This window comes from Pseudomonas sp. PVC-5-1, assembly GCF_057444345.1.
Genome location: NZ_CM172024.1, coordinates 5,629,168 through 5,655,329 on the forward strand (window position 1 = coordinate 5,629,168; position 26,162 = coordinate 5,655,329).

Here is a 26,162-nt window from a genome sequence, read left to right on the forward strand (position 1 = left end):
ACCACGGATTTAGCTAAATGGGTTGAGCTCGGGTATCATACACGCACGAGATTTTTGGGGCCATTTATGCGGATCATCAGTGTGAACGTAAATGGCATTCAGGCTGCGGCCGAGCGTGGTTTGCTCAGCTGGCTGCAAGCCCAGAATGCCGACGTCATCTGCCTTCAGGATACCCGCGCCTCGGCCTTTGAACTCGATGACCCAGCTTTCCAGCTCGATGGCTATTTCCTTTATGCCTGCGACGCGGAGGTGCCTGCCCAAGGTGGTGTGGCCCTGTATTCGCGCATGCAGCCCAAGGCAGTCATCACCGGCCTGGGCTTCGAGACAGCCGACCGCTACGGGCGTTACCTGCAAGCAGATTTCGACAAAGTCAGTATTGCCAGCCTGCTGCTGCCTTCGGGTATGAACGGCGACGAAGACTTGAACCAGAAGTTCAAGTTGATGGACGACTTCGCCAAGTACCTGGACAAACAGCGTCGCAAGCGTCGCGAATACATCTACTGCGGCTCGTTCTACGTGGCGCAGCAGAAGCTCGATATCAAGAACTGGCGTGACAGCCAGCAGTCGCCGGGTTTCCTGGCGCCGGAGCGTGCCTGGATGGATGCGATCACCGGCGAGATGGGTTACGTCGACGCCCTGCGCGAAGTCAGCCGTGAAGGCGACCAGTACAGCTGGTGGCCGGACAACGAGCAGGCCGAGATGCTCAACCTGGGCTACCGGTTCGACTACCAGATCCTCACCCCGGGCCTGCGCCGCTTCGTGCGCAATGCCCGCCTGCCGCGTCAGCCGCGCTTCTCCCAGCATGCGCCGCTGATCGTCGACTATGACTGGACGTTGACCATCTGAAGGCATGGGGCCGCTTTGCGGCCCTATCGCGACACAAGGCCGCTCCTACAGGGGAATGCACATCCCTTGTAGGAGCGGCCTTGTGTCGCGATAGGGCTGCAAAGCAGCCCCAGCTTTATTTGATCGGCCGCCAGATCATCGGGTAGCGATACGGCTTGCCCTCATTCGCCCGCACAGCCGCAATGATGATCAGGATCATCACCGCGACCATCAGCATGGCGAACAGCACCAGCCCGATGAACACGAACATCAGCAGGAAGCAGATGAACCCGGCAATGGTCACGCTGATCTGAAAATTCAGCGCCTCTTTGCCCTGGGCGTCGATGAAAGGGTCTTGCTCGCGCTTGAGGTGCCAAAGCACCAGCGGGCCCAGCAAGTGCCCGAGCGGCACCACCAGGCCCAGCAGCGCGGAGAGGTGGCAGAACATCGCCCACTGCCGGATTTCGGCATTGGGCGGGGTGATCGACAGGTTCGATTCGCTCATGCCCCGCACCTCCCTGGCTGGGTTCAGTCGGCCAGTGCCGCCTGCTGCAGTTCGAAGATCTCGCTCATGCCCTTCTGCGCCAGGGCGAGCATGGCGTTGAAGTCTTCAGGCTGGAACGGTGCGCCTTCGGCAGTACCCTGCACTTCGATGAAACCACCGGCGCTGGTCATGACCACGTTCAGGTCGGTTTCGGCGGCGGAGTCTTCCAGGTAGTCCAGGTCGAGCACCGCTTCGCCCTGATACATGCCCACCGACACTGCGGCGATCATGTGCTTGAGCGGGTTGCCGGCTTTCAGGCCACCGCGCTTCTTGATCACCGCCAGGGCATCGCACAGAGCGACCATGGCACCGGTGATGGACGCGGTACGGGTGCCACCATCGGCCTGGATCACGTCGCAGTCGACGTACAGGGTGATATCACCGAGCTTGCTCATGTCCAGCGCGGCGCGCAGCGAACGGCCGATCAGACGCTGGATTTCCAGGGTGCGGCCACCCTGCTTGCCACGGCTGGCTTCACGCTGGTTACGCTCGCCGGTGGAACGCGGCAGCATGCCGTACTCGGCAGTCAGCCAGCCTTGGCCCTGGCCTTTGAGGAAGCGCGGCACACCGTTTTCCACGCTGACCGTGCAGATGACCTTGGTGTCACCGAACTCGACCAGTACCGACCCTTCGGCGTGCTTGGTGTAGTTGCGGGTAATGCGGATCGAGCGGAGCTGATCGGCGGCGCGACCACTTGGACGTTTCATCTGGGATACCTGTACTGGGACTTTGAATCTGCCGAGCATTATAGAGCCCATGGCCCGGGGAAGACATGCCTATTGTCGCGCCCGGCACAGCCCGTCGCCTTTTCCTACCGGCCAGGCCACCCGTCGGTAACATGGGTGGATTGGGCGCCAAGGCCCCACTGCGCTACAATCCTGCGCCTTGCAGCCGAGAGGCTCCCACCGTTCATTTATTTATACGCGAGGTACTCCCCATGGTGCACAGCATGACCGCTTTTGCTCGTGTCGAGCGCGCCGGCAGCCAAGGCACCCTGGTCTGGGAGCTGCGCTCGGTCAACCACCGTTACCTGGAGCCTCACCTGCGCCTGCCCGAGGCCCTGCGCGACCTCGAAGGCGCCGTGCGTGAAGGGCTGCGCCAAGGCCTGTCGCGGGGCAAGGTAGAATGCACCTTGCGCCTCAACGAAGACAGCAACGGCAAACCGCTGAAGGTGGACCGCGAGCGCGCCGCGCAGCTGGTTGCCGCCGCCGAGGAAGTGGCCGGCCTGATCAAGCAGCCGGCACCACTGAACCCGCTGGAGGTGCTGTCCTGGCCAGGCGTGTTGGTGGCCGACGCCAACGATCCGCAGGCACTGAATACCGAAGCCATGGCGTTGTTCGATGAGGCGCTGGCCGAGCTCAAGGCCGGGCGTCAGCGTGAAGGCCTGGAACTGGCCCGGCTGATCAACGAACGCCTGGACAACATGGCCAGCGAAGTCACCACCCTGCGCGCCCTGGTGCCGCAGATGCTGGCAGCACAGCGGCAGAAGATCCTCGACCGCTTCGGCGATATGCAGGCCGAACTCGACCCGCAACGTCTGGAGCAGGAGATGGTGCTACTGGCCCAGAAGAGCGACGTGGCCGAGGAGCTCGACCGCCTCAGCACCCACGTCACCGAAGTGCGCCGCGTGCTCAAGGGTGGCGGTGCTGCCGGGCGGCGCCTCGACTTCCTGATGCAGGAACTCAACCGCGAGGCCAACACCCTCGGCTCCAAGGCCTTCGACCCACGCAGCACGCAAGCGGCGGTCAACCTGAAGGTATTGATCGAACAGATGCGTGAACAAGTACAGAACATCGAGTAAGGCCACCCCGACCATGAAGCAAAGCAGCGGCACTCTCTACATCGTTTCGGCCCCTTCGGGCGCCGGCAAGACCAGCCTGGTCACTGCCCTGACCCAGGACGACTCGCAAATCCGCGTCTCGGTCTCGCACACTACCCGCGCCATGCGCCCGGGTGAGCAGCACGGGGTGAACTACCACTTCGTCGTCCACGAGGAATTCAAGGCTCTGATCGACCAAGGCGACTTCCTGGAGCATGCCGAGGTGTTCGGCAACTTCTACGGCACCTCGCGCAGCGCCATGCAGCAGACCCTGAACCAGGGTTACGACCTGATCCTGGAAATCGACTGGCAAGGCGCCCAGCAGGTACGCAAGCTGATGCCGCAGGCTTTGTCGGTGTTCATCCTGCCACCAAGCCAGCAGGCACTGCGCGAGCGCCTGGACGGCCGCGGGCAGGACAGCGAAGAAATCATCGCCGGGCGCATGAAGGAAGCGGTCAGCGAGATGGTGCACTACGACGAGTATGACTACGTGATCATCAACGATGACTTCGACGAGGCGCTGGAAGACTTGAAGGCAGTGTTCCGCTCGAACCGCCTGCTGCTGAACAAGCAGCAACAGCGCAACAGCGGGCTTCTGAAAGAACTGCTCTCCTGAAAGACCGCATGGGGCTGCTTTGCAGCCCATTCGCAGCACAAGGCTGCTCCTACAATGGCGCAATGTACGCCATCGATGTAGGAGCAGCCTTGTGCTGCGAATGGGGCGCGAAGCGCCCCCAGCCTTATTCCTGCAATGGCAAGGTAGCCTGCTGACGCAGGGTAGCCCCCAGGAAGTACGCCGGCGCGCGCAGCCGCGACAGCATCATCAGCACGATCCCCAGCACCGAGATGATCGCGGCGATCACGAACACCAGCCCCAGCCCGCCCACATGCGAGCCGCTGCCGAAGTCCGGCGAGGCGCTGTCGATGGCTGTACGCACGAAGATAACCGACAAGATCACCCCACCCACCAGCGGGCACAAGCCGCGCATGAGGAAGTGGCGCAGGCTGTCGAACAGGCTGTGGCGGAAGTACCAGACACAGGCAAAGGCCGTCAGCGAATAGTAGAAGCAGATCATCATGCCCAGTGCAGTGATGGTATCTGCCAACACGTTCTCGCTCAGGGTGCGCATGGTCACGTAGAACAGACCCGCGGCCACGCCGGCGCAGATGGTGGCGTAACGCGGGGTCTGCGAACGAGGGCAGACGCTGGCGAACTTCTGCGGCACCGCACCGTAGTAACCCATGGCCAACAGTGTGCGCGCCGGCGACACGAAGGTCGACTGCAGCGACGCCGCGGTGCTGGCCAGCACCGCGATGGACATCAGGATCGCCAGCGGCCCCATGACCGGGCCGGCCAGGTGAGCGAAGACGTTTTCCTGGATGCGCGGGTTGTTAAGGCCCAGGCCTTGTTCGCTGATACCGGCAAACTGCAGGGTGGCAATCGCGGTGAACAGGTACAGGCCGAGGATCAGCAGCACGGTCCAGGTGGCCGCCTTGCCCGGCACCTCGTCACTGCCGACCGATTCCTCGCTGACAGTCAGGCACACGTCCCAGCCCCAGAAGATGAAGATCGACAGCGACAGCCCGGCGGCAAAGGCCGAGAACGATTCGACGCCGAACGGGTTGAACCAGGCGAAATCGAATTCCAGCGGTGGCGGCGCCGTGGTTTCGCCGAAAGCGGCAAAGGCAAAGCCGATCAGCACCAGCAACTGCAGGGCCACCAGGCCGTATTGCACCGTCATGGTGGTGGTCATGCCGCGGCAGCAGATCCACACCGCCAGGGCGATGAACACGCAACAGGTGGTTATGTTGATGAGCAGGTTGTCGGCCAATGCCGCCAGTTCATGCTTGCCGGTGATCTGACCAAGGAACAGGTAGAAGAAGTCGACCGCCACCCCTGCCAGGTTCGACAACACGATGGTGGTGGCGACCACCAGACCCCAGCCACCGATCCAGCCGATCATCGGACCGAAGGCACGCGCCGACCAGGTAAACGAAGTACCGCTGTCCGGCTCCGCCGAGTTCAGTTCGCGATAGCCCAAGGCTACCAACAGCATCGGCAGGAAGCCGACGATGAATACCGCTGGCAGGTGCGCGCCCACTTCACGCACGGTCGGGCCAAGGGCGCCGGTCAGGGTGTAGACCGGGGCGATGGTGGAAATGCCCAGCACCACGCTGGCCAGCAAGCCCAGCCGGCCGGTGGCCAGCCCCTTGCTGCGCTGGGTGTTGCCCGCGTCGGCCGCCACATCGGGTGGGCGGCCGGCTTCTGTGTAATTGCTCATGAGTATTTGCCGTAAATTTTGGAATTGTTTTCACAGGCCTTGCGTACAAGGCCCGCTTTCACTCATTGAAAGCTTGCTGCCGGGAACAAGTCATCCGAGACCTTCGGGTGACGTCAGAGTGCCTCCTGCCGTGCGCCCTCCCGTGTTGCATAGGCAAAACAGGCCTCGCGAAACGCCTGGAACAGGCGCAACGAGACCGGGTTTTCGGTAAATCGCCACTCCGGGTGCCATTGCACGCCGAGCACAAAGCCCGGCGCGGCAGGCATGGACACCGCTTCGATCAGGCCATCCGGGGCCCGTGCCTCGACGCGCAGGCCCGGGGCCAGGCGGTCGATGCCCTGGCTGTGCAGCGAGTTGACCTCGAACTGCGCCGCCAGGCCCAGGCGCTCGAACAACCCGCCAGGCTCGATACCGACAAGGTGACGAGGGCCGTATTGCACCTCCAGAGGTGCGTCCTCTGGTTCACGGTGGTCCAGGTAGCCGGGCAGTTCCTGCACGCGCTGGTGCAGGCTGCCGCCCAGGGCCACGTTCAATTCCTGGTAGCCACGGCAAATACAGAACACCGGCACACCGGCGGCAATGGCCGCCTGCAACAGCGGCAGGGTCAGGCGATCGCGTGCCAGATCGTGCCGGGTACCTGCCGCGCTGGGGGCGCCATTGTAATGATGCGGTTCGATATTTGAAGGTGAGCCGGTAAAAACAATGCCATGCAGACGGGCCAGCAGCGCCTGCGTGTCGCTGCCCCCGTCACGGGCCGGCAAGATCAATGGCAAGCCGGCAAAGCCGGCCGCCTCGACATACTTGTCGCCTACCGTATGCGACGAGTTCTTCCCCACCTGCTGGCGGCAGGCGCTGACACCGATCAAGGGGACCGCATTTGCGCTCATGGGTTTACACCGTGTGCAGGTACCAGTTGTACTCGAGATCGGAAATCGACACTTCGAACTCGGCCAGTTCGCTTTCCTTGCAGGCCACGAAGATATCGATGTAATCCGGGCTGATGTATTGGTTGAGGACTTCGCTGTCGTCCAGTGCGCGCAGGGCATCGCGCAGGTTGTTTGGCAGGCTCTGCTCCAACTGTTCGTAGGAATTGCCTTCGATCGGCGCCTGCGGCTCGACCTGGTTGGTCAGGCCGTGGTGAACACCGGCGAGGATCGCCGCGAGCATCAGGTAGGGGTTGGCGTCGGCACCGGCCACGCGGTGCTCGAGGCGCACGTTATCGCTGCTGTCGGTGGGCACGCGCACGGCCACGGTGCGGTTGTCCAGGCCCCAGCTTGGCGCATTGGGCACGTAGAACTGCGCGCCGAAGCGGCGGTAGGAGTTGATGTTCGGGCAGAGGAAGGCCATCGACGCCGGCATGGTCTCCAGCACACCACCGATGGCATGGCGCAGCGCGTCGCTTTGCAGCGGGTCGTCACTGGCGAAGATGTTCTTGCCGGTTTTCTTGTCCAGCAACGAAATGTGCACGTGCAGGCCATTGCCTGCCTGGCCCGGGTAGGGCTTGGCCATGAAGGTGGTATCCATCTCATGGTCGTAGGCAACGTTCTTGATCAGGCGCTTGAGCAGGATCGCGTAGTCGCAGGCCTTCAGTGGGTCGGCCACATGGTGCAGGTTGACCTCGAACTGTGCCGGGGCGCTTTCCTTGACGATGGCGTCGGCGGGCAGGCCTTGCTCCTTGGCCGCTTCGAGCATGTCCTGCAGGCAGTCGGCATATTCATCGAGGTCGTCGATCAGGTACACCTGGGTCGACTGCGGGCGTTTGCCGGAAATCGGCGAGCGCGGCGGCTGCGGGCGACCGTTGAGGTTGTCCTGGTCGATCAGGTAGAACTCCAGCTCGAACGCGGCGCAGATATCCAGGCCCAGGTCATCGAACTTGCTCACCACCTGGCGCAGTACTTCGCGCGGGTCGGCGAAGAACGGCTGGCCATCCAGTTCGTGCATGGTCATCAGCAGCTGGGCGGTGGGGCGCTTCTGCCACGGCTCGTCCGACAGCGTGCCGGGGATCGGGAAGCAGATGCGGTCGGCATCGCCGATGTCCAGGCCAAGGCCGGTGCTCTCGACGGTGGACCCGTTGATGTCCAGGGCGAACAGCGATGCTGGCAGGTTGATGCCCTTCTCGTACACCTTGTGCAGGCTGGCCCGCTCGATGCGCTTGCCACGTACCACGCCGTTCATGTCGGAGATCAGCAGGTCGACGTACTGCGTGTCCGGATGGGCCTGGAGGAAGTCATTCATCTCGCTGGAAGAACTGGCGCACGGGGTTACCGACGTCATGGCTGTACATCCTTTGATTTGCTGCGGCGATGTGGGGGATACGGCTGGCGCCTCACGGGCGACGATGGTTGCAGCTGTTGTTCTTTTCACTTTCCCATCGTGGGGATTGGTTACCCGACCGGGCGCATTGATTCCCGGGGGCCGTTTCACTATAAAATGGCCAAAACGCAACAGACATTGGCAATTCGGCAAGCAGAGCGTGCACCAATGCAATATCAGATTACCCATGCCGACCTCTCCCTGGTCCTGGCCCTGGAACGTGGCCGCTCGCTGGCCAAGGCTGCCGAGTTGCTCAAGGTCGATGTTTCGACGGTGTTCCGCTCGATCCGCCGGCTGGAGTCGGCGCTGGGCACCGCCTTGTTCGTCAAGAGCCGCAAAGGCTACCTGCCGACCGACACCGCCCAGGCCCTGGCCGAGCAGGCCGAGCGCGCCGAGCAGGCGCTGGAGGCGGCGCGCATCGCCATGACCAGTGGCGAGCAGGTGGTCAGCGGCACCGTGCGCCTGACCTGTACCGAGGCGGTGATGCACAGCCTGCTGCTGCCGGCGCTGGCCGAGTTCATGCCCAACTACCCGGCCTTGTCGCTGGAGATGGGCACCTCCAACACCTTCGCCAACCTCAGCCGGCGCGATGCCGACATTGCCCTGCGCCTGACCAACACGCCGCCGGAGCACCTGGTGGGCCGCAACCTGGGGTCCACCTCCTACGTGGTCTGCGGCCAGCCGCAGTGGCGCGAGCGCCTGGCCGAGTCACCTGCCAGCGTGCCGTGGATCGCCCCCGACGACTCGATGCAGGACCACCCCACGGTGGTCTGGCGCAACCAGCAGCACCCGGGGTTGAGCCCGCGCTACCAGTGCAGCGGCATGTCGACCATCGCTCAACTGGTCACGGCCGGGCTCGGCGTGGCAGCGCTGCCGGACTACATGGTGCATGCTCTGCCCGGGGTGGATGCGCTGAGCGGGCCGCTGCCGGGTTGCGACACCCAGCTGTGGCTGCTGACCCGGCCGGACTGCCGGGCGTTGCGCTCGGTGCAGACCCTGTTCGAGGAGCTGACCCCGCGGTTGCGTGACGCGATGCTCTGAGGTTATCGTCAGGTTCAAGCGATAGGGTGTCTGTTCCGGCCCTTTCGCGGCTGAAGCCGCTCCCACAGGGTGCGGTGATGAACCTGAGGACAATGCGGTCCCTGTGGGAGCGGCTTCAGCCGCGAAGAAGGCAACACAGGGCTTGAAGGTAACCACCCGACAAAACAGCGCTTCCCTATTGGCTGGTGATTTTTTAAACTATCGAGTCCGCCTGCCCATTATCGGGCTGCACGCCCACCGCAATTGCTACTGAGGAAGACCATGGCCCGCGTAACTGTTGAAGACTGCCTGGAACACGTGGATAACCGCTTTGAGCTGGTCATGCTCTCGACCAAGCGCGCTCGCCAGCTGGCGACCGGCGGCAAAGAGCCACGCGTTGCGTGGGAAAACGACAAGCCGACCGTTGTTGCCCTGCGTGAAATCGCCGAAGGCATCGTCACCAACGAGTTCATCGCCGCTGAAGAGATCGTCACCGAGGATCCGGTGTTCGCCGCATTCGAGGACGAGAACAACGAGGCTGTCTGATTGATGCCAGGTCGACGTCGCACGGCGCAAGGCCCCCTTCCTCGGCAGGAGGTGAACCCATGCCGGGTATAGAAGCCTTGGCCGAACGGCTGTCGACCTACCTTGGCCCCGAACAGGTCAACCTGGTCCGGCGCGCCTATTTCTACGCCGAACAGGCCCACGATGGGCAGCGCCGCCGCAGTGGCGAGCCCTACGTAACCCACCCGCTGGCCGTGGCCAGCATCCTTGCAGACATGCACATGGACCATCAGAGCCTGATGGCGGCCATGCTGCACGACGTGATCGAAGATACCGGCATCGCCAAGGAAGCCCTCAGCCAGCAGTTTGGCGAGACCGTGGCCGAACTGGTCGATGGGGTCAGCAAGTTGACCCAGATGAACTTCGAGACCAAGGCCGAGGCGCAAGCCGAAAACTTCCAGAAGATGGCCATGGCCATGGCCCGCGATATCCGCGTGATCCTGGTCAAGCTGGCCGACCGCCTGCACAACATGCGCACCCTGGAAGTGCTGTCCGGCGAAAAACGCCGGCGCATCGCCAAGGAAACCCTCGAGATCTACGCCCCCATTGCCAACCGCCTGGGCATGCACACCGTGCGCGTTGAGTTCGAGGACCTCGGCTTCAAGGCCATGCACCCGATGCGTTCGTCGCTGATCCACCGTGCGGTGAAAAGCGCACGCGGCAACCGCAAGGAGATCGTCGCCAAGATCGAGCATTCGCTGGCCAACTGCCTGGCCGCCGACGGCATCGAGGGCGAGATCAGCGGCCGGCAGAAACACCTCTATGGCATCTACAAGAAGATGCGCGGCAAGCGCCGCGCCTTCAACGAGATCATGGACGTGTACGCCTTCCGCATCGTCGTGGACAAGGTCGATACCTGCTACCGCGTACTCGGTGCGGTGCACAACCTCTACAAGCCGCTGCCCGGTCGCTTCAAGGATTACATCGCGATCCCCAAGGCCAACGGCTACCAGTCGTTGCACACCACGCTGTTCGGCATGCACGGCGTGCCCATCGAAATCCAGATCCGCACCCGCGAGATGGAAGAGATGGCCAACAACGGCATCGCCGCACACTGGCTGTACAAGTCCAACGACGACGAGCAACCCAAGGGCAGCCACGCCCGCGCCCGCCAGTGGGTCAAGGGCATCCTCGAGCTGCAGCAACGTGCCGGCAACTCGCTGGAATTCATCGAAAGCGTGAAGATCGACCTGTTCCCGGACGAGGTCTACGTGTTCACGCCCAAAGGCCGCATCATGGAGCTGCCCAAAGGCTCCACGGCGGTCGACTTCGCCTACGCGGTGCACACCGACGTCGGCAACAGCTGCATCGCCTGCCGCATCAACCGCCGCCTAGCGCCGCTGTCCGAACCGCTGCAAAGCGGCTCGACAGTGGAAATCGTCAGCGCCCCGGGCGCGCGGCCGAACCCGGCCTGGCTCAACTTCGTGGTTACCGGCAAGGCGCGCACGCACATCCGCCACGCGCTCAAGCAGCAGCGTCGCTCCGAGTCCATCAGCCTGGGCGAACGCCTGCTGAACAAGGTGCTCACCGGCTTCGACAGCAGCCTGGAAATGATCCCCCAGGAGCGTATCCAGGCCATTCTCGCCGAGTACCGCCTGGAGCTGATCGAAGACCTGCTCGAAGACATCGGCCTGGGCAACCGCATGGCCTACGTGGTCGCGCGCCGCCTGCTGTCGGCCGAAGGCGAGCAGCTGCCGGCACCGGAAGGCCCGCTGGCGATTCGTGGTACCGAAGGGCTGGTGCTGAGCTACGCCAAGTGCTGCACGCCGATCCCGGGCGACCCGATCGTCGGCCACCTGTCAGCCGGCAAGGGCATGGTCGTGCACCTGGAAAACTGCCGCAACATCAGTGAAATCCGCCACAACCCGGAAAAGTGCGTACAACTCTCGTGGGCCAAGGACATCACCGGTGAGTTCAATGTCGAGTTGCGTGTCGAACTGGAACACCAGCGCGGCCTGATTGCCCTTCTGGCCAGCAGTGTCAACGCCGCCGACGGCAACATCGAGAAGATCAGCATGGACGAACGCGACGGCCGTATCAGCGTGGTCCAACTGGTGGTCAGCGTGCACGACCGCGTGCACCTGGCGCGTGTGATCAAGAAGCTGCGTACCCTGACCGGTGTGGTCCGCATCACCCGCATGCGTACGTAGTCCGCCAACCGCAAGGAGTCATCATGAGCAAGACCGTCATCAACAGCGACAAGGCCCCTGCCGCCATCGGCACCTACTCGCAGGCGATCAAGGCCGGCAACACCGTGTACATGTCGGGCCAGATCCCGCTGGACCCGAAGACCATGGAACTGGTCGAAGGCTTCGAAGCCCAGACCGTACAGGTGTTCGAGAACCTCAAGGCCGTGGCTGAAGCCGCTGGCGGTTCGTTCAAGGACATCGTCAAGCTGAACATCTTCCTCACCGACCTGAGCCACTTCGCCAAGGTCAACGAGGTGATGGGCCGCTACTTCGAGCAGCCTTACCCGGCCCGCGCCGCCATCGGCGTTGCCGCGCTGCCGAAAGGCGCCCAGGTCGAAATGGACGCCATTCTGGTCATCGAATGATGCCCTCGGTGACGGGCACCCCGCCCGTCACCTTCCCTCCTTTGCAAGGTTATCCCCTCATGCGTCAAGCACTGCCCCTCGCGCTGGCAGCCCTGCTTCTGGGCGGCTGCGCCAGCCACAAACCCGAAGATTTCAACGGCACCTGGATCAATCAGGACGCCATCAATGCGGCCGTCAAGGGCGGCAGCCTGCGTCAGGCGCTCAATGAGCACGGGCCGGTATTCGAGTGGAAGCTCGACGTCGCCAGCCAACAGGCCAGCTACAGCAATGGTTTCGAAGCGGCCGACGGCCAGCTGAGCGCCACCGACAAGCAATGGCAGGCCAGCTTCCAGGGTGGCCAGACCGAACAGCTGTCGCTCGATGGCGACGAACTGCAGGCGGTCGATCAACGCGGCGGCAAGCAGACCTTCGTTCGCGCCAAAGCACCGGCGGCGACCAATGCGCCACTGGGCAGCACCTTCGAGAAAGCCCTGTACCAGGCCTATCTGGGCGGCAACTGGAAGATCGTCGAAGGCCAGGGCAAAGGTGCCAGCGTGCGCTTCGGCGACACCGGCAACGTCACCGGCCTGCCAGGGCCAGACCGTTTCGCCCTGTGCCTGGCGGGTGATTGCGCGACCATGGGTGGCAGCAATGACAGCCTGTGGCTGGAGCGCAACCAGCGTGGCGCGCCGTTCATCCTCAAGCGCGATGGCGACAAGCTGGAGATCTTCCAGGCAGTGAACCGCGCGCAGCCGGATGAAATGCCAGTGTTGGCGGCCGGCAAGCGCCAGTGGGTGCTGGAGCTGGACTGAAAACCTGCGCGGTCCCTGTAGGAGCGGCCTTGTGTCGCGATGGGGCGCGCAGCGGCCCCGGGATTTCAGCGTCGCCGCATAGAATGCCGGGGCTGCTTCGCAGCCCTATCGCGGCACAAGGCCGCTCCTACAGGGGGCGCATCAGGCCTGAGGCTGGTTTTTACCCTCAAGGATGGCCGCATAACCTTCCCTGTAACTCGGATACACCGGCGCCCAGCCCAATGCCCGCGCCCGGGCATTACTGCAGCGCTTGCTGCCGGTACGGCGCACCCGCTGCTCATCCGACCACTCGGTTACCCCCATGTACGCCCGCAGCCAGGCCACCACATCGGCCAGCGGCGCCGGGTCGTCGTCGACGCCGATGTAGCAGTCGTCGAGCACCTTGCCGTCGGCATCGGCCTGCAACAGGAACGCCAACAGGCTGGCGGCATCCTCGGCATGGATGCGGTTGCCATACAGCGGTGGCTCCTCGGCCACGCGGTAGCCCTGGCGCACCTGACTGAGCAGCCACTCGCGACCGGGGCCATAGATGCCGGTCAGGCGCACCACGCTGGCCGGGATGCCGCTGGCCAGCGCCAGCCGCTCAGCCTCCAGCATCAACCGCCCGGAATAACCTTCAGGCTCGGTGGCCGCGCCTTCTTCGATCCACTCGCCGTCCTTCTGTGCATACACGCTGCTGCTGGACACGAACAGCAGCCGTCGTGGGCATTGCCCGCGCTCGGCCAGCCAACCCAGCACATGGCGCAAACCGTCGACATAGGCTGCCTGGTAACCCGCTTCGTCGTGCTGGCTGGCCGCCACGCAATACACCAGGTAGTCCGGCGCGCGCTGCGGCCAGGTGTCGGGAATCGATGGCTCGGACAAGTCCGCTGCCACCGGCACGACCCCCGCAGGCAACTGCCCGACCGAGCGACGCAGGCCGCTCACCTGCCAACCGCGCGCAAGCATCTGCCGGGCAAGGCGCCCGCCTACATCACCACATCCCACCACCATCACGGAAAGGTCTGACATCTCTAAACTCCCTAGACCAATTGATCAGCCCGACAACGCTACACGATGGATGGCTAGACCATAGGCGAAAAAAGCAACAAGATTACTTTTGTTAACAAGAATTACTTGCAATAATGGCCGCCAAATTGTTCTCGGCCTACCTCGAGGCCTTGGAGAACGTTAACTTCATTCTTCATCAGGTCCGGCCAGCATGACACGTACTCAACCTTCCGCTTCGCCAACCCCGTCGCGCGCCTGGCGCGCCATCGCCGCGCTGACACTCAGCCTGGTGCTGGCCCCAGTGGCCATGGCCGATGAGCCAACCGCCAATGCTGCCGCGCCTGCTGCCGCTACTGCACCGGCTGCTCCGGCAGTTGCTCCAGCCGCAGCACCGGCTGGCAGTGCAGTTGCCGCCACCCCGGTTGATGCCCCGGTCGCTGCAGACCCGAGCGTCGAGGCTCTGGTTGAAGACACCTCGCTGGGCATGGCCCACGACCTGTCCCCTTGGGGCATGTACAAGAACGCCGACGTGGTGGTGAAGGCGGTGATGATCGGCCTTGCCATCGCCTCCATCATCACCTGGACCATCTGGATTGCCAAAGGCTTCGAGCTGATGGGCGCCAAGCGTCGCCTGCGTGGTGAAATCGCCCTGCTGAAGAAATCCGCCAGCCTCAAGGAAGCCAGCGACGTTTCCAACAAGGAAGGCACCCTGGCCCACACACTGGTCCACGACGCACTCGAAGAGATGCGCCTGTCGGCCAACGCCCGCGAAAAAGAGGGCATCAAGGAGCGCGTCAGCTTCCGCCTGGAGCGCCTGGTACACGCCAGCGGTCGCACCATGAGCAGCGGCACCGGCGTACTCGCCACCATCGGCTCCACTGCGCCATTCGTCGGCCTGTTCGGTACCGTTTGGGGCATCATGAACAGCTTCATCGGCATCGCCAAGACCCAGACCACCAACCTGGCCGTGGTTGCCCCAGGTATCGCCGAAGCCCTGTTGGCCACCGCCCTGGGTCTGGTCGCCGCAATTCCGGCCGTGGTCATCTACAACGTCTTCGCCCGCTCCATCGCCGGCTACAAGGCCCAGGTGTCCGACGCCTCCGCCCAGGTGCTGCTGCTGGTCAGCCGCGATCTGGACCACCAGGGCAGCGAGCGTGTTGCCCCGCACATGGTGAAAGTGGGGTAAGCCATGGGCCTGCATCTCAACGAAGGTGGCGACGACCTCGCCGAAAACCACGAAATCAACGTTACGCCGTTCATCGACGTGATGCTGGTGCTGCTGATCATCTTCATGGTCGCAGCCCCCTTGGCCACGGTCGACATCAAGGTCGACCTGCCGGCCTCGACCGCCAAGCCGGCGCCGAGGCCCGAGAAACCGGTGTTCGTCAGCGTCAAGGCCGACCAGAAGCTGTACGTCGGTGACGATCAGGTCCCTGCCCCCGACCAGCTTGGCCCGATGCTCGATGCCAAGACCAAGGGCGACAAGGAAACCACCATCTTCTTTCAGGCTGACAAAGGCGTGGATTACGGTGACCTGATGGAAGTGATGAACAACATGCGCGCGGCCGGCTACCTGAAAGTCGGTCTGGTAGGTCTAGAGACGGCAGCCAAGAAATGACAAGAACGCGCTCGAACATGGCGCGCTACGGTGGCAGCCTGGCGATCGTGCTGGGCGTGCACGTGGTCGCCGTGCTGCTGACGCTCAACTGGTCGGTGCCCCAGGCCATCGAACTGCCACCGGCAGCCATGATGGTTGAGCTGGCGCCGTTGCCGGAGCCTGCGCCACCACCGCCCCCGAAAGCGGCGCCGCAGCCACCGGCACCGGTCGAGGAACCGCCGCTGCCGAAGCTGGCCGAGGCACCCAAGCCCAAGATCGCCATTCCCAAGCCGCCCAAGCCAAAGGCCAAGCCACAGCCGCCCAAGCCCGAGAAGAAGCCTGAGCCGCCGAAGGAAGCACCGCCGACCGAACAAACGGTAGACGCACCACCCAGCAACGCGCCACCGCAGAAGTCCGCGGCACCGGCACCGAGCATTGCGTCCAACAGCAAAGCCCTGCCGACCTGGCAGAGCGACCTGCTGCGTCACCTGGCCAAGTACAAGCGTTACCCGGAAGACGCGCGCCGTCGCGGGCTGCAGGGCATAAACCGCTTACGTTTCGTGGTCGACGCCGAAGGCAAGGTGGTGTCGTACTCCATGGCCGGAGGTTCGGGTAGTGCCGCTCTGGACCGGGCGACCCTGGAAATGATCCGTCGGGCCGGCACGGTACCCAAGCCGCCACCCGAGTTGCTGAACAATGGCACGATCGAAGTCGTGGCCCCGTTCGTCTACTCGCTGGACCGCCGCTGAGACTTTTGTTTCTGTCACAAATCGGCAAGTCTGATAACGTGCGTCTATCGATTGCAGCCGCTATGCTGGGCTCGCAACTTCATGGACGCACGTTATGACCCTCACAGAATTACGCTACATCGTCACACTCGCCCAGGAACAGCATTTCGGGCATGCCGCCGAACGCTGCCACGTGAGCCAGCCGACCCTGTCGGTCGGTGTGAAGAAGCTCGAGGATGAGCTTGGCGTGTTGATCTTCGAGCGCAGCAAGAGCGCGGTCCGCCTGACCCCAGTCGGCGAAAGCATCGTCGCCCAGGCACAGAAGGTACTGGAGCAGGCCCAAGGCATTCGCGAGCTGGCCCAGGCCGGCAAGAACCAGCTGACCGCCCCGCTCAAGGTCGGTGCCATCTATACCGTCGGCCCGTACCTGTTCCCGCACCTGATTCCGCAGCTGCACCGCGTGGCACCGCAGATGCCGCTCTACATCGAAGAGAACTTCACCCACGTACTGCGCGAAAAGCTGCGCAACGGCGAACTGGACGCGGTGATCATCGCCCTGCCGTTCAACGAAGCCGACGTGCTGACCCTGCCGCTGTACGATGAGCCGTTCTGCGCCCTGATGCCGGCTGACCACCCGTGGACAGCGAAAAAGACCATCGACACCGCCATGCTCAACGACAAGAGCCTGTTGCTGCTCGGTGAAGGCCACTGCTTCCGCGACCAGGTACTGGAGGCCTGTCCAACGCTGAACAAGGGCGGTGAAGGCTCCAAGCACACCACGGTGGAGTCCAGCTCGCTGGAAACCATCCGTCACATGGTGGCCTCGGGCCTTGGCGTGTCGATCCTGCCGCTGTCGGCGGTGCACAGCCACCACTACGCCCCCGGTGTCATCGAGGTTCGCCCACTGACCGCACCGGCACCATTCCGCACCGTAGCCATCGCCTGGCGCGCCAGCTTCCCGCGGCCGAAGGCCATCGAGATCCTCGCCGACTCGATCCGCCTGTGCTCGGTCGCCAAAGCCCCTGCGGAACAACCGGCCTGAGTCATGAGTGAGCTGTCGAAGGTCCCGGTGACGGTACTCAAGGGGGTTGGCGAGGCCATGGCGGAGAAGCTCGCCAAGGTCGGCCTGGAGAACCTGCAGGACGTGCTGTTCCACCTGCCCCTGCGCTACCAGGACCGCACCCGCGTGGTGCCGATCGGTCAACTGCGCCCTGGCCAGGACGCAGTGATCGAGGGCGTGGTCAGCGGCGCCGACGTGACCATGGGCAAGCGCCGCAGCCTGGTGGTGCGCCTGGGTGACGGCAGCGGTGTGCTGAGCCTGCGCTTCTACCACTTCAGCAACGCGCAGAAGGAAGGCCTCAAGCGTGGCACCCACCTGCGCTGCTACGGCGAAGCACGCCCCGGCGCTTCGGGCCTGGAAATCTACCACCCGGAATACCGGGCGCTGAACGGCGACGAACCGCCGCCACCGGTCGAGCAGACCCTGACGCCGATCTATCCGTCCACCGAAGGCCTTACCCAGCAACGCCTGCGGCTGCTGTGTCAGCAGAGCCTGGGCCTGCTGGGCCCGCGCAGCCTGCCGGACTGGCTGCCCGACGAACTGGCCCGGGACTACCAGCTGGCGCCGCTGGACGATGCCATCCGCTACCTGCACAACCCGCCGGCCGACGCCGACCTCGACGAGCTTGCCGAAGGCCAGCACTGGGCCCAGCACCGCCTGGCCTTCGAAGAACTGCTGACCCACCAGTTGTCGCAGCAACGCCTGCGTGAAAGCCTGCGCAGCCTGCGCGCGCCAGTGCTGCCCAAGGCCCAGCGCCTGCAGGCACAGTACCTGGCCAACTTGGGTTTCCAGCCGACCGGCGCACAGCAGCGGGTGGCCAACGAAATTGCTTACGACCTCAGCCAGCAAGAGCCGATGATGCGCCTGGTGCAGGGCGATGTGGGTGCCGGCAAGACCGTGGTCGCCGCCCTGGCCGCGCTGCAGGCCCTGGAAGCCGGCTACCAGGTGGCCCTGATGGCACCCACCGAGATCCTCGCCGAACAGCACTACATCACCTTCAAGCGCTGGCTCGAACCGCTGGGCATCGAAGTCGCGTGGCTGGCCGGCAAGCTAAAGGGCAAAGCCCGGGCAGCCGCCCTGGAGCAGATCGCCAATGGCGCGCCAATGGTGGTCGGCACCCATGCGCTGTTCCAGGAAGAGGTGAAGTTCAAGCACCTGGCCCTGGCGATCATCGATGAACAGCACCGTTTTGGCGTGCAGCAACGCCTGGCCCTGCGCAAGAAGGGCGTGGCCGGGGAATTGTGCCCGCACCAGCTGATCATGACCGCCACACCCATTCCGCGCACCTTGGCCATGAGCGCCTACGCCGACCTGGACACCTCGGTGCTCGACGAACTGCCACCCGGACGCACCCCGGTGAACACCGTGCTGGTGGCCGATAGCCGCCGCTTCGAAGTGGTCGAGCGGGTGCGCGCCGCCTGCGCCGAAGGGCGCCAGGCCTACTGGGTGTGCACACTGATCGAAGAATCCGAAGAGCTTACCTGCCAGGCCGCCGAAAGCACCTACGAGGAGCTGGGCAGCGCCTTGGGCGAGCTGCGGGTAGGGCTGATCCACGGGCGCATGAAGCCGGCGGAAAAGGCTGAGATCATGGCTGAGTTCAAGGCCGGCAACCTGCAGTTGCTGGTCGCCACCACGGTCATCGAGGTGGGCGTGGATGTGCCCAACGCCAGCCTGATGATCATCGAGAACCCAGAGCGCCTGGGCCTGGCACAGCTGCACCAGTTGCGTGGCCGGGTTGGCCGGGGCAGCGCCGTCAGCCATTGCGTGCTGCTGTACCACCCACCACTGTCGCAGATCGGCCGCGAGCGGCTAGGGATCATGCGGGAAACCAACGACGGCTTCATCATCGCCGAAAAGGACCTGGAGCTGCGTGGCCCGGGCGAGATGCTCGGCACCCGCCAGACAGGCCTGTTGCAGTTCAAGGTCGCCGACCTGATGCGTGACGCCGACCTGCTGCCGGCCGTGCGCGACGCCGCCCAGGCCCTGATCGCACGCTGGCCGGAGCACGTCAGCCCGCTGCTCGATCGCTGGCTGCGTCATGGCCAGCAATATGGCCAAGTGTGACGCTGGTCCCATAATGGATCCAGATTTGCCCAGAGGCTGGTTATACTTCGCGTTTAAAGGAATCAGTGGATACGGACCATGACTGAAGTTGCCCTGGACACCGCAACCCCACACGCTCCCTCGGTCATCCGGCTGCTGCTCGACAAACTCGGCGTGGCCTACCGCGAGGTGGTCGAACATCCGCACCTGCCGGCAGCGTCGCGGGTACAGGCCGTGCTGCTCGACGACGAGGTCGGCGCCCTGATGGTGCTATTCCCGCAGAGCCAGCTGCTGGACCTCAACCGCCTGGCCGAACTGACCGGTCGCAAGCTCACTGCGGTGTCGGTGCCTCGCCTGAAGCAGATGCTGGACAAGCACCAGCTCAAGGCCCTGCCAGGCATTCCGGCGCTGACCAGCTCGCCGTGCCAGTACGAAAAGAGCCTGCTCGACGCCGAAACCGTGTTTATCCAGTCTGGCGAAGCCGGCCTGCTGCTGGAAATCGAACGCGCACACTTCAAGCGGATGCTGGCCAAGGCCAGCGCCAGCAGCTTCGGTCAGGAAGTCGAGGCAATCAACCCCAACCTCGACCGCCCCGATGATGACACCCGGGAAATCACCAACGCCGTCCAGGCCTTCACTGCCCGGCGCATCCAGAAGCGCCTGGAAGAAACCATCGAAATCCCGCCGCTGGCCGACACCGCGCAAAAGATCATCAAGCTACGGGTAGACCCCAACGCCAGCATCGACGATATCACCGGCGTGGTCGAAACCGATCCGGCGCTGGCGGCACAGGTGGTGAGCTGGGCGGCATCGCCCTACTACGCCTCTCCGGGCAAGATCCGCTCGGTGGAAGACGCCATCGTGCGTGTGCTGGGCTTCGACCTGGTGATCAACCTGGCCCTGGGCCTGGCGCTGGGCAAGACCCTGAGCCTGCCGAAAGACCACCCGCAGCAAGCCACGCCGTACTGGCAGCAGTCGATCTACACCGCCGCGATCATCGAAGGCCTGACCCGCGCCATGCCACGGGCCGAGCGCCCTGAGGCCGGCCTGACCTACCTGGCCGGGCTGCTGCACAACTTTGGCTACCTGCTGTTGGCGCACGTTTTCCCGCCGCACTTCTCGCTGATCTGCCGCCACCTGGAGGTCAACCCGCACCTTTGCCACACCTATGTGGAACAACACCTGCTGGGCATCAGCCGCGAGCAGATCGGTGCCTGGTTGATGAAGCTGTGGGACATGCCGGAAGAACTGTCCGCCGCACTGCGCTTCCAGCACGACCCGGCCTATGAAGGCGAGTTTTCGGCGTTCCCCAACCTGGTGTGCCTGGCTACACGATTGCTGCGCTCGCGGGGGATTGGCTCGGGGCCACAGCAGGAGATTCCAGACGAATTGCTGGAGCGGCTGGAGATTACCCGGGACAAGGCCGAGGATGTGGTGAACAAGGTGCTCGAAGCAGAGAGCCTGCTGCGTGAGCTGGCTTCGCAGTTCCACGCCCCTCACTGATATCAAAAGGGGCCGCTTTGCGGCCCAATCGCCGGCAAGCCGGCTCCCACAGGTTCGACACAGGCCTGAGGGCAGTGCTATCCCTGTGGGAGCTGGCTTGCCGGCGATTGGGCTGCAAAGCAGCCCCTTCAATTTCAGGCCTTCTTCTTCGGCTTCAGGTACTTCATCAACCCCTGGAACCACATCACCAGCGCCGGGTTGCCCTTGATCTGGATGTGCTTGTCCTGAATCCCCTGCATGAACGCCAACTGCTTGTTACCTGCCTGCATGGTGGTGAAGCCATAGGCGGCGTCCTTGAAGGCAATGGCGAACGCTGGCTGCGGGTGCGCACCGCCTTTGCTGCTGACGCGTTCGTTGTTGACTATGAAGTGCCGGGCGACCTTGCCGTCCAGGGTCTGCATCTGGAACACCAGGTCCTTGCCCTTGAGCTGCTGCTGGAACGCCGGGTTGTTGCGGCTGGCCCTGGCCATCAACAGCCCCATGGCCCAGAGAAGAAAGCGGAACTTCATCAACGCGCCTCGAATTAAAAGTGACTAAGGCGCGCAGTCTATCCTTTTCCAGAACTATTTATGCAAGTTCGAAACATTTTGCCTGCAGAAAGCACAACGGGCGCCCTGGGGCGCCCGCTTGGCTGACACTGGAGTTGTCAGGGAGCGATCACTTGCCTTTCTTGGCCGGCTTGACGGGGGCGTTGACGCTGTCGCGCAGGTTCTTGCCTGGCTTGAAAGCCACGGTATTGCTGGCCTTGATCTTGACCGGTTCACCGGTTTGCGGGTTCTTGCCGGTACGCGCACCGCGATGACGTTTTTCGAAGGTGCCGAAACCGACCAGGGTCACGGTGTCCTTGTCCAGGGCACCCGTGATGCTGTCGAGAATCGCGTTCAAAACCTGATTGGCCTTTTCCTTGGTCAGATCGGCCTTTTCGGCGATGACGGCGGCGAGTTCTGGTTTGCGCATAGTGAAGCCTCTTTGACGGAATTCTTGTTGTTATGCCGTGCTGCCCTGGGAGCAGCGCTCAAGGCACCGCAGGCTCTAATCTGCGGCAGACGGAAGTGAGGATGGCACGTGCACAGGGGCCGCGCCAGTATCTGGGCGGCCATTGTGCAAGCAACAACAGGATAAATCCGACAGAACGCCAGCTATTTACGCCATCACGGCCGGCAGCTGGCGATTCAGGGCCAGCTTTTCCATCACGGCCGCCCCGGTGAGGGCGTAGCCCAGCAGCTTGCCCTCTGCATCAAGGCAGAGCACCTTGAGGTCACTGCCCTGCCCCTCTACCTGCCAGGTGCCTTCGTGGCCCTGGGGCGGCGGCGAGACCACCAGCGGGCAGGCCGGGGTTTTCACGGTGATCGGCATCGGCCCGTAGGCGACCGTTGTCGGCTTGCCGGCCAGGGTTTGCGCCAGGGCCCGGGCACAGCTCATCAGCGGCATCACATAAAGCAGGTTGATGCCATCGACTTCGGCACAGTCGCCAAGGGCAAAGATATTGGCGTGGGACGTGCGCAACTGGCGGTCCACGCAAACGCCGCGGTTGGTCTGCAGGCCAGCAGCGGCAGCCAGGTCGGTGCGCGGGCGCAGGCCGATGGCCGAAACCACCAGGTCGCAGGCGATCACGCTGCCGTCGGACAAGTGCGCCTCCAGGCCCTGCGCCACCTGCTGCAGGCGGGTCAGTACCGGGCCGAGGTGAAAGCGCACGCCCAGGCCTTCCAGCCCGGCCTGCACGGCAGTGGCAGCAGCCGGGTGCAGCAGGGTCGGCATGACTTGCTCGCACGGCGCCACCACATCGACCTGGAAGCCGCCCAGGCTCATGTCGTTGGCGAATTCGCAGCCGATCAGGCCGGCACCGAGGATCAGCACACGCTGTTTGCCGACGGCGGCGGCACGGAAGCGCGCGTAGTCTTCCAGATCGTTGATCGGGAACACCCGATCGCCGCCATCACCTTCGATCGGCACCTGCACCGTCTGCGCACCCCAGGCCAGCACCAGATCGCGGTATTCCACCGCCTCTTCACCTATCCACAAGCGCTTGTGGCCCGGGTCGATGCCGCTGATGCGGGTATGGGTGCGAATCTCGGCATTCAGTTGCTCGGCCATGGCGCCCGGCTCGGCCATGCACAGGCCGTCGGCGTCCTTCTGCTTGGCAAAGCCGGTGGACAGCATGGGCTTGGAGTAGGAACGACCGTCATCGGCGGTGATCAGCAGCAGCGGCGTCTGCGCATCGAGCTTGCGAAATTCACGGGCCAGGTTGTAGCCCGCAAGGCCGGTACCGATGATTACCACAGGGGACGTCATGTCGTGCTTTCCTCGATTAGCCGATGGAGATCATTTCAAAGTCGCTCTTGCCCACGCCGCAGTCGGGGCACAGCCAGTCTTCAGGCACGTCTTCCCAGCGTGTGCCGGGGGCGATGCCGTCGTCGGGCCAGCCTTCGGCTTCGTCGTAGATCAGGCCACAGACAATACATTGCCACTTCTTCATCAGGTCTTTTTCCTCGGTTCAAGCTGGAGCTTTGTGTTGCTGCTGATGGCCTCTTCGCGGGTGAACCCGCTCCTACAGCGACCGCGTAGCCTGTGGGAACGGGTTTACCCGCGACGAAGCCTGCGCGCAATTCGTGGGGCTTTGTAGCGGCCCTGTCAGCAGTATGCAAGCAGTCCGGGCAATCATGCTAAGCTCGCCGCCTCTCTGGTTGTAACAAGCAGACCGACGTGTCGTACGAATCCCCGCAAGCAGCCGCTGTCGCGTGGCTGCCGTATTCACGGCTGGCGACCGACATCGACCAGCCCACCCTTGACTGGCTGTTCGACGAGGGCTCGCTGACCCGTCGCCTGACCCGCCTGTCCAACGATCACTTCTCCGTTACCCCGCTGTTCGAGGGCTGGCAGCCGCTGCGCGATGACGAATGCCAGGCACTGGGCATCGCCGCCGGTGCCGAAGGCTGGGTGCGCGAGGTGTACCTGCGCGGCCATGGCCAACCCTGGGTGTTCGCCCGCAGCGTCGCCAGCCGCAGCGCCCTGGAGCGCGGCGGGCTGGACCTTGAAACCTTGGGCAGCCGTTCGCTGGGCGAGTTGCTGTTCTGCGACCAGGCATTTATCCGCCACCCCATCGAGGTGTGCAGTTATCCACAGGCCTGGCTGCCGAGCGAGGCCGCCCATACTGCGCTGTGGGGCCGCCGGTCGCGCTTCGAACGTGGCGGCCTGGACCTGCTGGTGGCAGAGGTGTTTCTGCCGGCATTGTGGCAAGCGGCCAAGGAGGAAAACCGCTGATGTACCTGCAACTGCTGAAGTCTCTCAACCGCCTGCACCCACGGGCCTGGGACTTTGTCCAGCTCAGCCGCATGGACCGGCCAATTGGTATCTACCTGCTGCTGTGGCCGACCTTGTCGGCGGTGTGGATTGCTGGCAACGGTTCACCAACCCTGGCCAACGTGCTGATCTTTGGGCTCGGTGTGGTGCTGATGCGCGCCGCAGGTTGCTGCATCAACGACTTTGCCGACCGCAAGGTGGACGGCCACGTCAAACGCACCGCCGACCGCCCCCTGGCCAGCGGCCGGGTCCGCCCGCGCGAAGCATTGGCGCTGTTCGCCATCCTGGTCGGAGTGAGCTTCCTGCTGGTGCTGTGCACCAACAGCCGCACGGTGTGGCTGTCGTTCGGTGCGGTAGCTCTGGCGTTCTGCTACCCGTTCATGAAGCGCTACACCTATTACCCGCAGGTGGTGCTGGGGGCGGCGTATTCCTGGGGCATTCCCATGGCCTTCACCGCAGCGGGTGGCGAGCTGCCGGCCAGCGCCTGGCTGCTGTATATCGCCAACCTGCTGTGGACGGTGGGCTACGACACCTACTACGCCATGGTCGACCGTGATGACGACCTGAAGATTGGCGTGAAGTCGACCGCCATCCTGTTCGGCGATGCCGACCGCACCATCATCCTGACCTTGCAGCTGCTGTCGCTGGGCTGCCTGTTGCTGGCCGGCAGCCGCTTCGAGCTGGGTGGCTGGTTCCACCTGGGGCTGCTGGGCGCGGCGGCGTGCTTTGCCTGGGAGTACTGGTCGACGCGCAAGCTGGACCGGGAGTCGTGCTTCAAGGCGTTTCTGCACAATCACTGGGCGGGGATGCTGGTGTTTATCGGGGTAGTATTGGATTACGCACTGCGTTGAAGCTGAGGGCCCTATCGCCGGCAAGCCAGCTCCCACAGGTGCAGCGCTGCCTTCTCAGCTTGCGCACAACCTGTGGGAGCTGGCTTGCCGGCGATGGACCGCAAAGCGGCCCCGGCAATCTCAAGGCTTGGCAACGTGCCAGACGTCCTTCATGCCGTCACCGGTCATGTCGCCGGCCTTTTTGTCCTTGATGAAGGTGTACAGCGGCATGCCGTCATAGGCCCACTGCTTGCTGCCATCATCGCGCATTACTACTGTCCACTTGTCCTTGGCCGGTTCGTCATTGGCCTTCACCATCAGCGGCGGCCAGTTTTTGGCGCATTCGCCATTGCACATCGACTTGCCGCCCGCATCCTTGTCGAAGGTGTACAGGGTCATGCCGGCATGATCGACCAACATGCCGCCCTTCTCCATCGCATGGTCGGCCAAGGCCACCCCCGGGAGCGCCAGCGCAGTGAAAAGGGCCATCCAGCTCAGCGTTTGTCGTGTCATTGGATTCACCATTGTTTCGGGGGGATTGGGTTCAAGTTGCCGCAACCACGGCCCTCTCAAGCCTAGTTCAGTCACGGAATGTCGCCAGAACGGCCAACACCCTGTCACACAGCTGCAATAATTCCGTTATCTAATGCGGGCCAAGACACCGTATCCAGGAGAGGTTTTGAGCATGGTTGGCAGGAACATTCTGATCGTCGACGACGAAGCACCAATTCGCGAGATGATCGCCGTTGCCCTGGAAATGGCCGGCTATGACTGCCTGGAAGCGGAAAACTCCCAACAGGCCCACGCGATCATCGTCGACCGCAAACCGGACCTGATACTGCTCGATTGGATGCTGCCGGGCACCTCCGGTATCGAGTTGGCCCGCCGCCTCAAGCGCGACGAGCTGACCGGCGACATCCCGATCATCATGCTCACCGCCAAGGGCGAAGAGGACAACAAGATCCAAGGCCTGGAAGTGGGTGCCGACGACTACATCACCAAGCCGTTCTCACCACGCGAGCTGGTCGCCCGCCTGAAAGCCGTGCTGCGCCGCACCGGCCCGAGCGACAGCGAGGCACCAATCGAAGTCGGTGGCCTGCTGCTCGACCCGATCAGCCACCGCGTGACCATCGACGGCAAGCCAGCCGAGATGGGCCCTACCGAATACCGTCTGCTGCAGTTCTTCATGACCCACCAGGAGCGCGCCTACACCCGTGGCCAACTGCTGGACCAGGTATGGGGCGGTAACGTCTATGTCGAGGAACGCACCGTCGACGTACACATCCGCCGCCTGCGCAAGGCGCTGGGTGAAGCCTACGAAAATCTGGTACAAACCGTCCGGGGCACCGGCTACCGCTTCTCGACCAAGAGCTGATCGAGCTGAAAGGCGCCAAGCTGC

28 protein-coding genes are annotated in these 26,162 nt (G+C 63.6%); 17 read left to right on the forward strand and 11 right to left on the reverse strand.

All coding sequences use genetic code 11. The features are described 5' to 3' along the window. The first annotated feature begins 66 nt into the window (after positions 1-66). Positions 67-846, forward strand: coding sequence for an exodeoxyribonuclease III (locus AC2T3R_RS25685; protein WP_003253401.1), 780 nt, complete (start codon positions 67-69; stop codon positions 844-846). Positions 847-961: 115 nt separating this feature from the next. Here AC2T3R_RS25685 and AC2T3R_RS25690 read toward each other — a convergent pair whose 3' ends face one another. Next, positions 962-1,330 (reverse strand): DUF4870 domain-containing protein, encoded by a 369-nt coding sequence (locus AC2T3R_RS25690; RefSeq protein ID WP_003258195.1) that lies wholly within the window; start codon positions 1,328-1,330, stop codon positions 962-964. Positions 1,331-1,353: 23 nt separating this feature from the next. Then, positions 1,354-2,076, reverse strand: coding sequence for a ribonuclease PH (rph, locus tag AC2T3R_RS25695; protein ID WP_013974792.1), 723 nt, complete (start codon positions 2,074-2,076; stop codon positions 1,354-1,356). Between the two features lie 230 nt (positions 2,077-2,306). Between rph and AC2T3R_RS25700 the strand changes: the two genes are divergently transcribed. Both AC2T3R_RS25700 and gmk read left to right on the forward strand, forming a co-directional pair. Then, the gene (locus AC2T3R_RS25700) at positions 2,307-3,170 is read left to right on the forward strand and encodes a YicC/YloC family endoribonuclease (protein ID WP_015272331.1); all 864 of its coding nucleotides are present in this window, start codon (positions 2,307-2,309) and stop codon (positions 3,168-3,170) included. A gap of 13 nt (positions 3,171-3,183) precedes the next feature. Then, entirely contained in the window at positions 3,184-3,804 is a 621-nt protein-coding gene (gmk, locus tag AC2T3R_RS25705; RefSeq protein ID WP_015272332.1) for a guanylate kinase, read from the forward strand. Between the two features lie 124 nt (positions 3,805-3,928). Here the strand turns inward: gmk and AC2T3R_RS25710 are convergent, their stop codons facing one another. From AC2T3R_RS25710 to AC2T3R_RS25720, 3 genes are all read right to left on the reverse strand, one after another. Continuing rightward, on the reverse strand, positions 3,929-5,470 hold the full coding sequence (locus AC2T3R_RS25710; RefSeq protein ID WP_013974795.1) for an APC family permease: 1,542 nt from the start codon (positions 5,468-5,470) through the stop codon (positions 3,929-3,931). Positions 5,471-5,583: 113 nt separating this feature from the next. Beyond that, positions 5,584-6,357 carry a gamma-glutamyl-gamma-aminobutyrate hydrolase family protein gene (locus tag AC2T3R_RS25715; RefSeq protein ID WP_015272333.1) on the reverse strand — a complete coding sequence of 258 codons (774 nt, stop codon included), beginning with the start codon at positions 6,355-6,357 and terminating at the stop codon, positions 5,584-5,586. 4 nt (positions 6,358-6,361) lie between these two features. Then, complete coding sequence (locus tag AC2T3R_RS25720; protein ID WP_015272334.1) at positions 6,362-7,744, reverse strand: glutamine synthetase family protein; 1,383 nt, start codon at positions 7,742-7,744, stop codon at positions 6,362-6,364. Between the two features lie 207 nt (positions 7,745-7,951). Between AC2T3R_RS25720 and AC2T3R_RS25725 the strand changes: the two genes are divergently transcribed. The 5 genes from AC2T3R_RS25725 to AC2T3R_RS25745 all read left to right on the forward strand — a co-directional run bounded on the left by AC2T3R_RS25725 (position 7,952) and on the right by AC2T3R_RS25745 (position 12,712). Beyond that, entirely contained in the window at positions 7,952-8,824 is an 873-nt protein-coding gene (locus AC2T3R_RS25725) for a LysR family transcriptional regulator (protein WP_013974798.1), read from the forward strand. A gap of 261 nt (positions 8,825-9,085) precedes the next feature. Beyond that, a complete protein-coding gene (gene rpoZ / locus AC2T3R_RS25730; protein ID WP_003253383.1) occupies positions 9,086-9,349 on the forward strand; it encodes a DNA-directed RNA polymerase subunit omega in 264 nt (87 codons plus the stop codon). A 59-nt stretch (positions 9,350-9,408) separates the two neighbouring features. Next, positions 9,409-11,517 carry a bifunctional GTP diphosphokinase/guanosine-3',5'-bis pyrophosphate 3'-pyrophosphohydrolase gene (spoT, locus tag AC2T3R_RS25735; RefSeq protein ID WP_015272335.1) on the forward strand — a complete coding sequence of 703 codons (2,109 nt, stop codon included), beginning with the start codon at positions 9,409-9,411 and terminating at the stop codon, positions 11,515-11,517. A gap of 23 nt (positions 11,518-11,540) precedes the next feature. Further along, positions 11,541-11,921: a RidA family protein gene (locus tag AC2T3R_RS25740; protein WP_009684531.1), complete on the forward strand. Its 381-nt coding sequence runs from the start codon at positions 11,541-11,543 to the stop codon at positions 11,919-11,921. Positions 11,922-11,980: 59 nt separating this feature from the next. Beyond that, on the forward strand, positions 11,981-12,712 hold the full coding sequence (locus tag AC2T3R_RS25745; RefSeq protein ID WP_410951456.1) for a hypothetical protein: 732 nt from the start codon (positions 11,981-11,983) through the stop codon (positions 12,710-12,712). A 141-nt stretch (positions 12,713-12,853) separates the two neighbouring features. Here AC2T3R_RS25745 and AC2T3R_RS25750 read toward each other — a convergent pair whose 3' ends face one another. Beyond that, positions 12,854-13,723 carry an SDR family oxidoreductase gene (locus tag AC2T3R_RS25750; protein WP_486744433.1) on the reverse strand — a complete coding sequence of 290 codons (870 nt, stop codon included), beginning with the start codon at positions 13,721-13,723 and terminating at the stop codon, positions 12,854-12,856. Between the two features lie 190 nt (positions 13,724-13,913). Here AC2T3R_RS25750 and exbB point away from each other — a divergent pair, with 190 nt between their 5' ends. From exbB to AC2T3R_RS25780, 6 genes are all read left to right on the forward strand, one after another. Then, positions 13,914-14,888 (forward strand): tonB-system energizer ExbB, encoded by a 975-nt coding sequence (exbB, locus tag AC2T3R_RS25755; protein WP_367070113.1) that lies wholly within the window; start codon positions 13,914-13,916, stop codon positions 14,886-14,888. Between the two features lie 3 nt (positions 14,889-14,891). Beyond that, positions 14,892-15,320: a TonB system transport protein ExbD gene (gene exbD, locus AC2T3R_RS25760; RefSeq protein ID WP_013974803.1), complete on the forward strand. Its 429-nt coding sequence runs from the start codon at positions 14,892-14,894 to the stop codon at positions 15,318-15,320. Continuing rightward, a complete protein-coding gene (locus AC2T3R_RS25765; protein WP_410951454.1) occupies positions 15,317-16,048 on the forward strand; it encodes an energy transducer TonB in 732 nt (243 codons plus the stop codon). Before exbD ends, AC2T3R_RS25765 begins: the two co-directional genes overlap by 4 nt. A gap of 94 nt (positions 16,049-16,142) precedes the next feature. Next, entirely contained in the window at positions 16,143-17,069 is a 927-nt protein-coding gene (locus AC2T3R_RS25770; RefSeq protein ID WP_013974805.1) for a hydrogen peroxide-inducible genes activator, read from the forward strand. A gap of 3 nt (positions 17,070-17,072) precedes the next feature. Beyond that, positions 17,073-19,151, forward strand: coding sequence for an ATP-dependent DNA helicase RecG (gene recG / locus AC2T3R_RS25775; RefSeq protein WP_015272340.1), 2,079 nt, complete (start codon positions 17,073-17,075; stop codon positions 19,149-19,151). A 78-nt stretch (positions 19,152-19,229) separates the two neighbouring features. Then, on the forward strand, positions 19,230-20,633 hold the full coding sequence (locus tag AC2T3R_RS25780; protein WP_217190000.1) for an aminoacyl-tRNA deacylase and HDOD domain-containing protein: 1,404 nt from the start codon (positions 19,230-19,232) through the stop codon (positions 20,631-20,633). 134 nt (positions 20,634-20,767) lie between these two features. Here AC2T3R_RS25780 and AC2T3R_RS25785 read toward each other — a convergent pair whose 3' ends face one another. From AC2T3R_RS25785 to AC2T3R_RS25800, 4 genes are all read right to left on the reverse strand, one after another. Beyond that, positions 20,768-21,142: a hypothetical protein gene (locus tag AC2T3R_RS25785; RefSeq protein ID WP_015272342.1), complete on the reverse strand. Its 375-nt coding sequence runs from the start codon at positions 21,140-21,142 to the stop codon at positions 20,768-20,770. Between the two features lie 148 nt (positions 21,143-21,290). Further along, positions 21,291-21,590 (reverse strand): HU family DNA-binding protein, encoded by a 300-nt coding sequence (locus AC2T3R_RS25790; RefSeq protein ID WP_013974808.1) that lies wholly within the window; start codon positions 21,588-21,590, stop codon positions 21,291-21,293. Between the two features lie 186 nt (positions 21,591-21,776). Continuing rightward, complete coding sequence (locus AC2T3R_RS25795) at positions 21,777-22,925, reverse strand: NAD(P)/FAD-dependent oxidoreductase (protein WP_085588827.1); 1,149 nt, start codon at positions 22,923-22,925, stop codon at positions 21,777-21,779. Between the two features lie 16 nt (positions 22,926-22,941). Beyond that, positions 22,942-23,109: a rubredoxin gene (locus AC2T3R_RS25800; protein WP_003253349.1), complete on the reverse strand. Its 168-nt coding sequence runs from the start codon at positions 23,107-23,109 to the stop codon at positions 22,942-22,944. Between the two features lie 227 nt (positions 23,110-23,336). On the opposite strand from AC2T3R_RS25800, the gene AC2T3R_RS25805 reads away from it, so the two are divergent. Beyond that, a complete protein-coding gene (locus AC2T3R_RS25805) occupies positions 23,337-23,894 on the forward strand; it encodes a chorismate--pyruvate lyase family protein (protein ID WP_015272344.1) in 558 nt (185 codons plus the stop codon). Beyond that, positions 23,894-24,784 (forward strand): 4-hydroxybenzoate octaprenyltransferase, encoded by an 891-nt coding sequence (ubiA, locus tag AC2T3R_RS25810; RefSeq protein ID WP_015272345.1) that lies wholly within the window; start codon positions 23,894-23,896, stop codon positions 24,782-24,784. Before AC2T3R_RS25805 ends, ubiA begins: the two co-directional genes overlap by 1 nt. Positions 24,785-24,904: 120 nt before the next feature. Here the strand turns inward: ubiA and AC2T3R_RS25815 are convergent, their stop codons facing one another. Beyond that, the gene (locus tag AC2T3R_RS25815) at positions 24,905-25,276 is read right to left on the reverse strand and encodes a COG4315 family predicted lipoprotein (RefSeq protein WP_486744434.1); all 372 of its coding nucleotides are present in this window, start codon (positions 25,274-25,276) and stop codon (positions 24,905-24,907) included. 172 nt (positions 25,277-25,448) lie between these two features. Here AC2T3R_RS25815 and phoB point away from each other — a divergent pair, with 172 nt between their 5' ends. Next, entirely contained in the window at positions 25,449-26,138 is a 690-nt protein-coding gene (phoB, locus tag AC2T3R_RS25820; RefSeq protein WP_003253341.1) for a phosphate regulon transcriptional regulator PhoB, read from the forward strand. Positions 26,139-26,162: the final 24 nt, after the last annotated feature.

Excerpts from the sequence above, each read along its gene's own strand:
- AC2T3R_RS25685 (WP_003253401.1), top strand. The coding sequence starts at position 67 with ATGCGGATCATCAGTGTGAACGTAAATGGCATTCAGGCTGCGGCCGAG.
- AC2T3R_RS25690 (WP_003258195.1), bottom strand. The coding sequence starts at position 1,330 with ATGAGCGAATCGAACCTGTCGATCACCCCGCCCAATGCCGAAATCCGG.
- rph (WP_013974792.1), bottom strand. The coding sequence starts at position 2,076 with ATGAAACGTCCAAGTGGTCGCGCCGCCGATCAGCTCCGCTCGATCCGC.
- AC2T3R_RS25700 (WP_015272331.1), top strand. The coding sequence starts at position 2,307 with ATGGTGCACAGCATGACCGCTTTTGCTCGTGTCGAGCGCGCCGGCAGC.
- gmk (WP_015272332.1), top strand. The coding sequence starts at position 3,184 with ATGAAGCAAAGCAGCGGCACTCTCTACATCGTTTCGGCCCCTTCGGGC.
- AC2T3R_RS25710 (WP_013974795.1), bottom strand. The coding sequence starts at position 5,470 with ATGAGCAATTACACAGAAGCCGGCCGCCCACCCGATGTGGCGGCCGAC.
- AC2T3R_RS25715 (WP_015272333.1), bottom strand. The coding sequence starts at position 6,357 with ATGAGCGCAAATGCGGTCCCCTTGATCGGTGTCAGCGCCTGCCGCCAG.
- AC2T3R_RS25720 (WP_015272334.1), bottom strand. The coding sequence starts at position 7,744 with ATGACGTCGGTAACCCCGTGCGCCAGTTCTTCCAGCGAGATGAATGAC.
- AC2T3R_RS25725 (WP_013974798.1), top strand. The coding sequence starts at position 7,952 with ATGCAATATCAGATTACCCATGCCGACCTCTCCCTGGTCCTGGCCCTG.
- rpoZ (WP_003253383.1), top strand. The coding sequence starts at position 9,086 with ATGGCCCGCGTAACTGTTGAAGACTGCCTGGAACACGTGGATAACCGC.
- spoT (WP_015272335.1), top strand. The coding sequence starts at position 9,409 with ATGCCGGGTATAGAAGCCTTGGCCGAACGGCTGTCGACCTACCTTGGC.
- AC2T3R_RS25740 (WP_009684531.1), top strand. The coding sequence starts at position 11,541 with ATGAGCAAGACCGTCATCAACAGCGACAAGGCCCCTGCCGCCATCGGC.
- AC2T3R_RS25745 (WP_410951456.1), top strand. The coding sequence starts at position 11,981 with ATGCGTCAAGCACTGCCCCTCGCGCTGGCAGCCCTGCTTCTGGGCGGC.
- AC2T3R_RS25750 (WP_486744433.1), bottom strand. The coding sequence starts at position 13,723 with ATGTCAGACCTTTCCGTGATGGTGGTGGGATGTGGTGATGTAGGCGGG.
- exbB (WP_367070113.1), top strand. The coding sequence starts at position 13,914 with ATGACACGTACTCAACCTTCCGCTTCGCCAACCCCGTCGCGCGCCTGG.
- exbD (WP_013974803.1), top strand. The coding sequence starts at position 14,892 with ATGGGCCTGCATCTCAACGAAGGTGGCGACGACCTCGCCGAAAACCAC.
- AC2T3R_RS25765 (WP_410951454.1), top strand. The coding sequence starts at position 15,317 with ATGACAAGAACGCGCTCGAACATGGCGCGCTACGGTGGCAGCCTGGCG.
- AC2T3R_RS25770 (WP_013974805.1), top strand. The coding sequence starts at position 16,143 with ATGACCCTCACAGAATTACGCTACATCGTCACACTCGCCCAGGAACAG.
- recG (WP_015272340.1), top strand. The coding sequence starts at position 17,073 with ATGAGTGAGCTGTCGAAGGTCCCGGTGACGGTACTCAAGGGGGTTGGC.
- AC2T3R_RS25780 (WP_217190000.1), top strand. The coding sequence starts at position 19,230 with ATGACTGAAGTTGCCCTGGACACCGCAACCCCACACGCTCCCTCGGTC.
- AC2T3R_RS25785 (WP_015272342.1), bottom strand. The coding sequence starts at position 21,142 with ATGAAGTTCCGCTTTCTTCTCTGGGCCATGGGGCTGTTGATGGCCAGG.
- AC2T3R_RS25790 (WP_013974808.1), bottom strand. The coding sequence starts at position 21,590 with ATGCGCAAACCAGAACTCGCCGCCGTCATCGCCGAAAAGGCCGATCTG.
- AC2T3R_RS25795 (WP_085588827.1), bottom strand. The coding sequence starts at position 22,925 with ATGACGTCCCCTGTGGTAATCATCGGTACCGGCCTTGCGGGCTACAAC.
- AC2T3R_RS25800 (WP_003253349.1), bottom strand. The coding sequence starts at position 23,109 with ATGAAGAAGTGGCAATGTATTGTCTGTGGCCTGATCTACGACGAAGCC.
- ubiA (WP_015272345.1), top strand. The coding sequence starts at position 23,894 with ATGTACCTGCAACTGCTGAAGTCTCTCAACCGCCTGCACCCACGGGCC.
- AC2T3R_RS25815 (WP_486744434.1), bottom strand. The coding sequence starts at position 25,276 with ATGACACGACAAACGCTGAGCTGGATGGCCCTTTTCACTGCGCTGGCG.
- phoB (WP_003253341.1), top strand. The coding sequence starts at position 25,449 with ATGGTTGGCAGGAACATTCTGATCGTCGACGACGAAGCACCAATTCGC.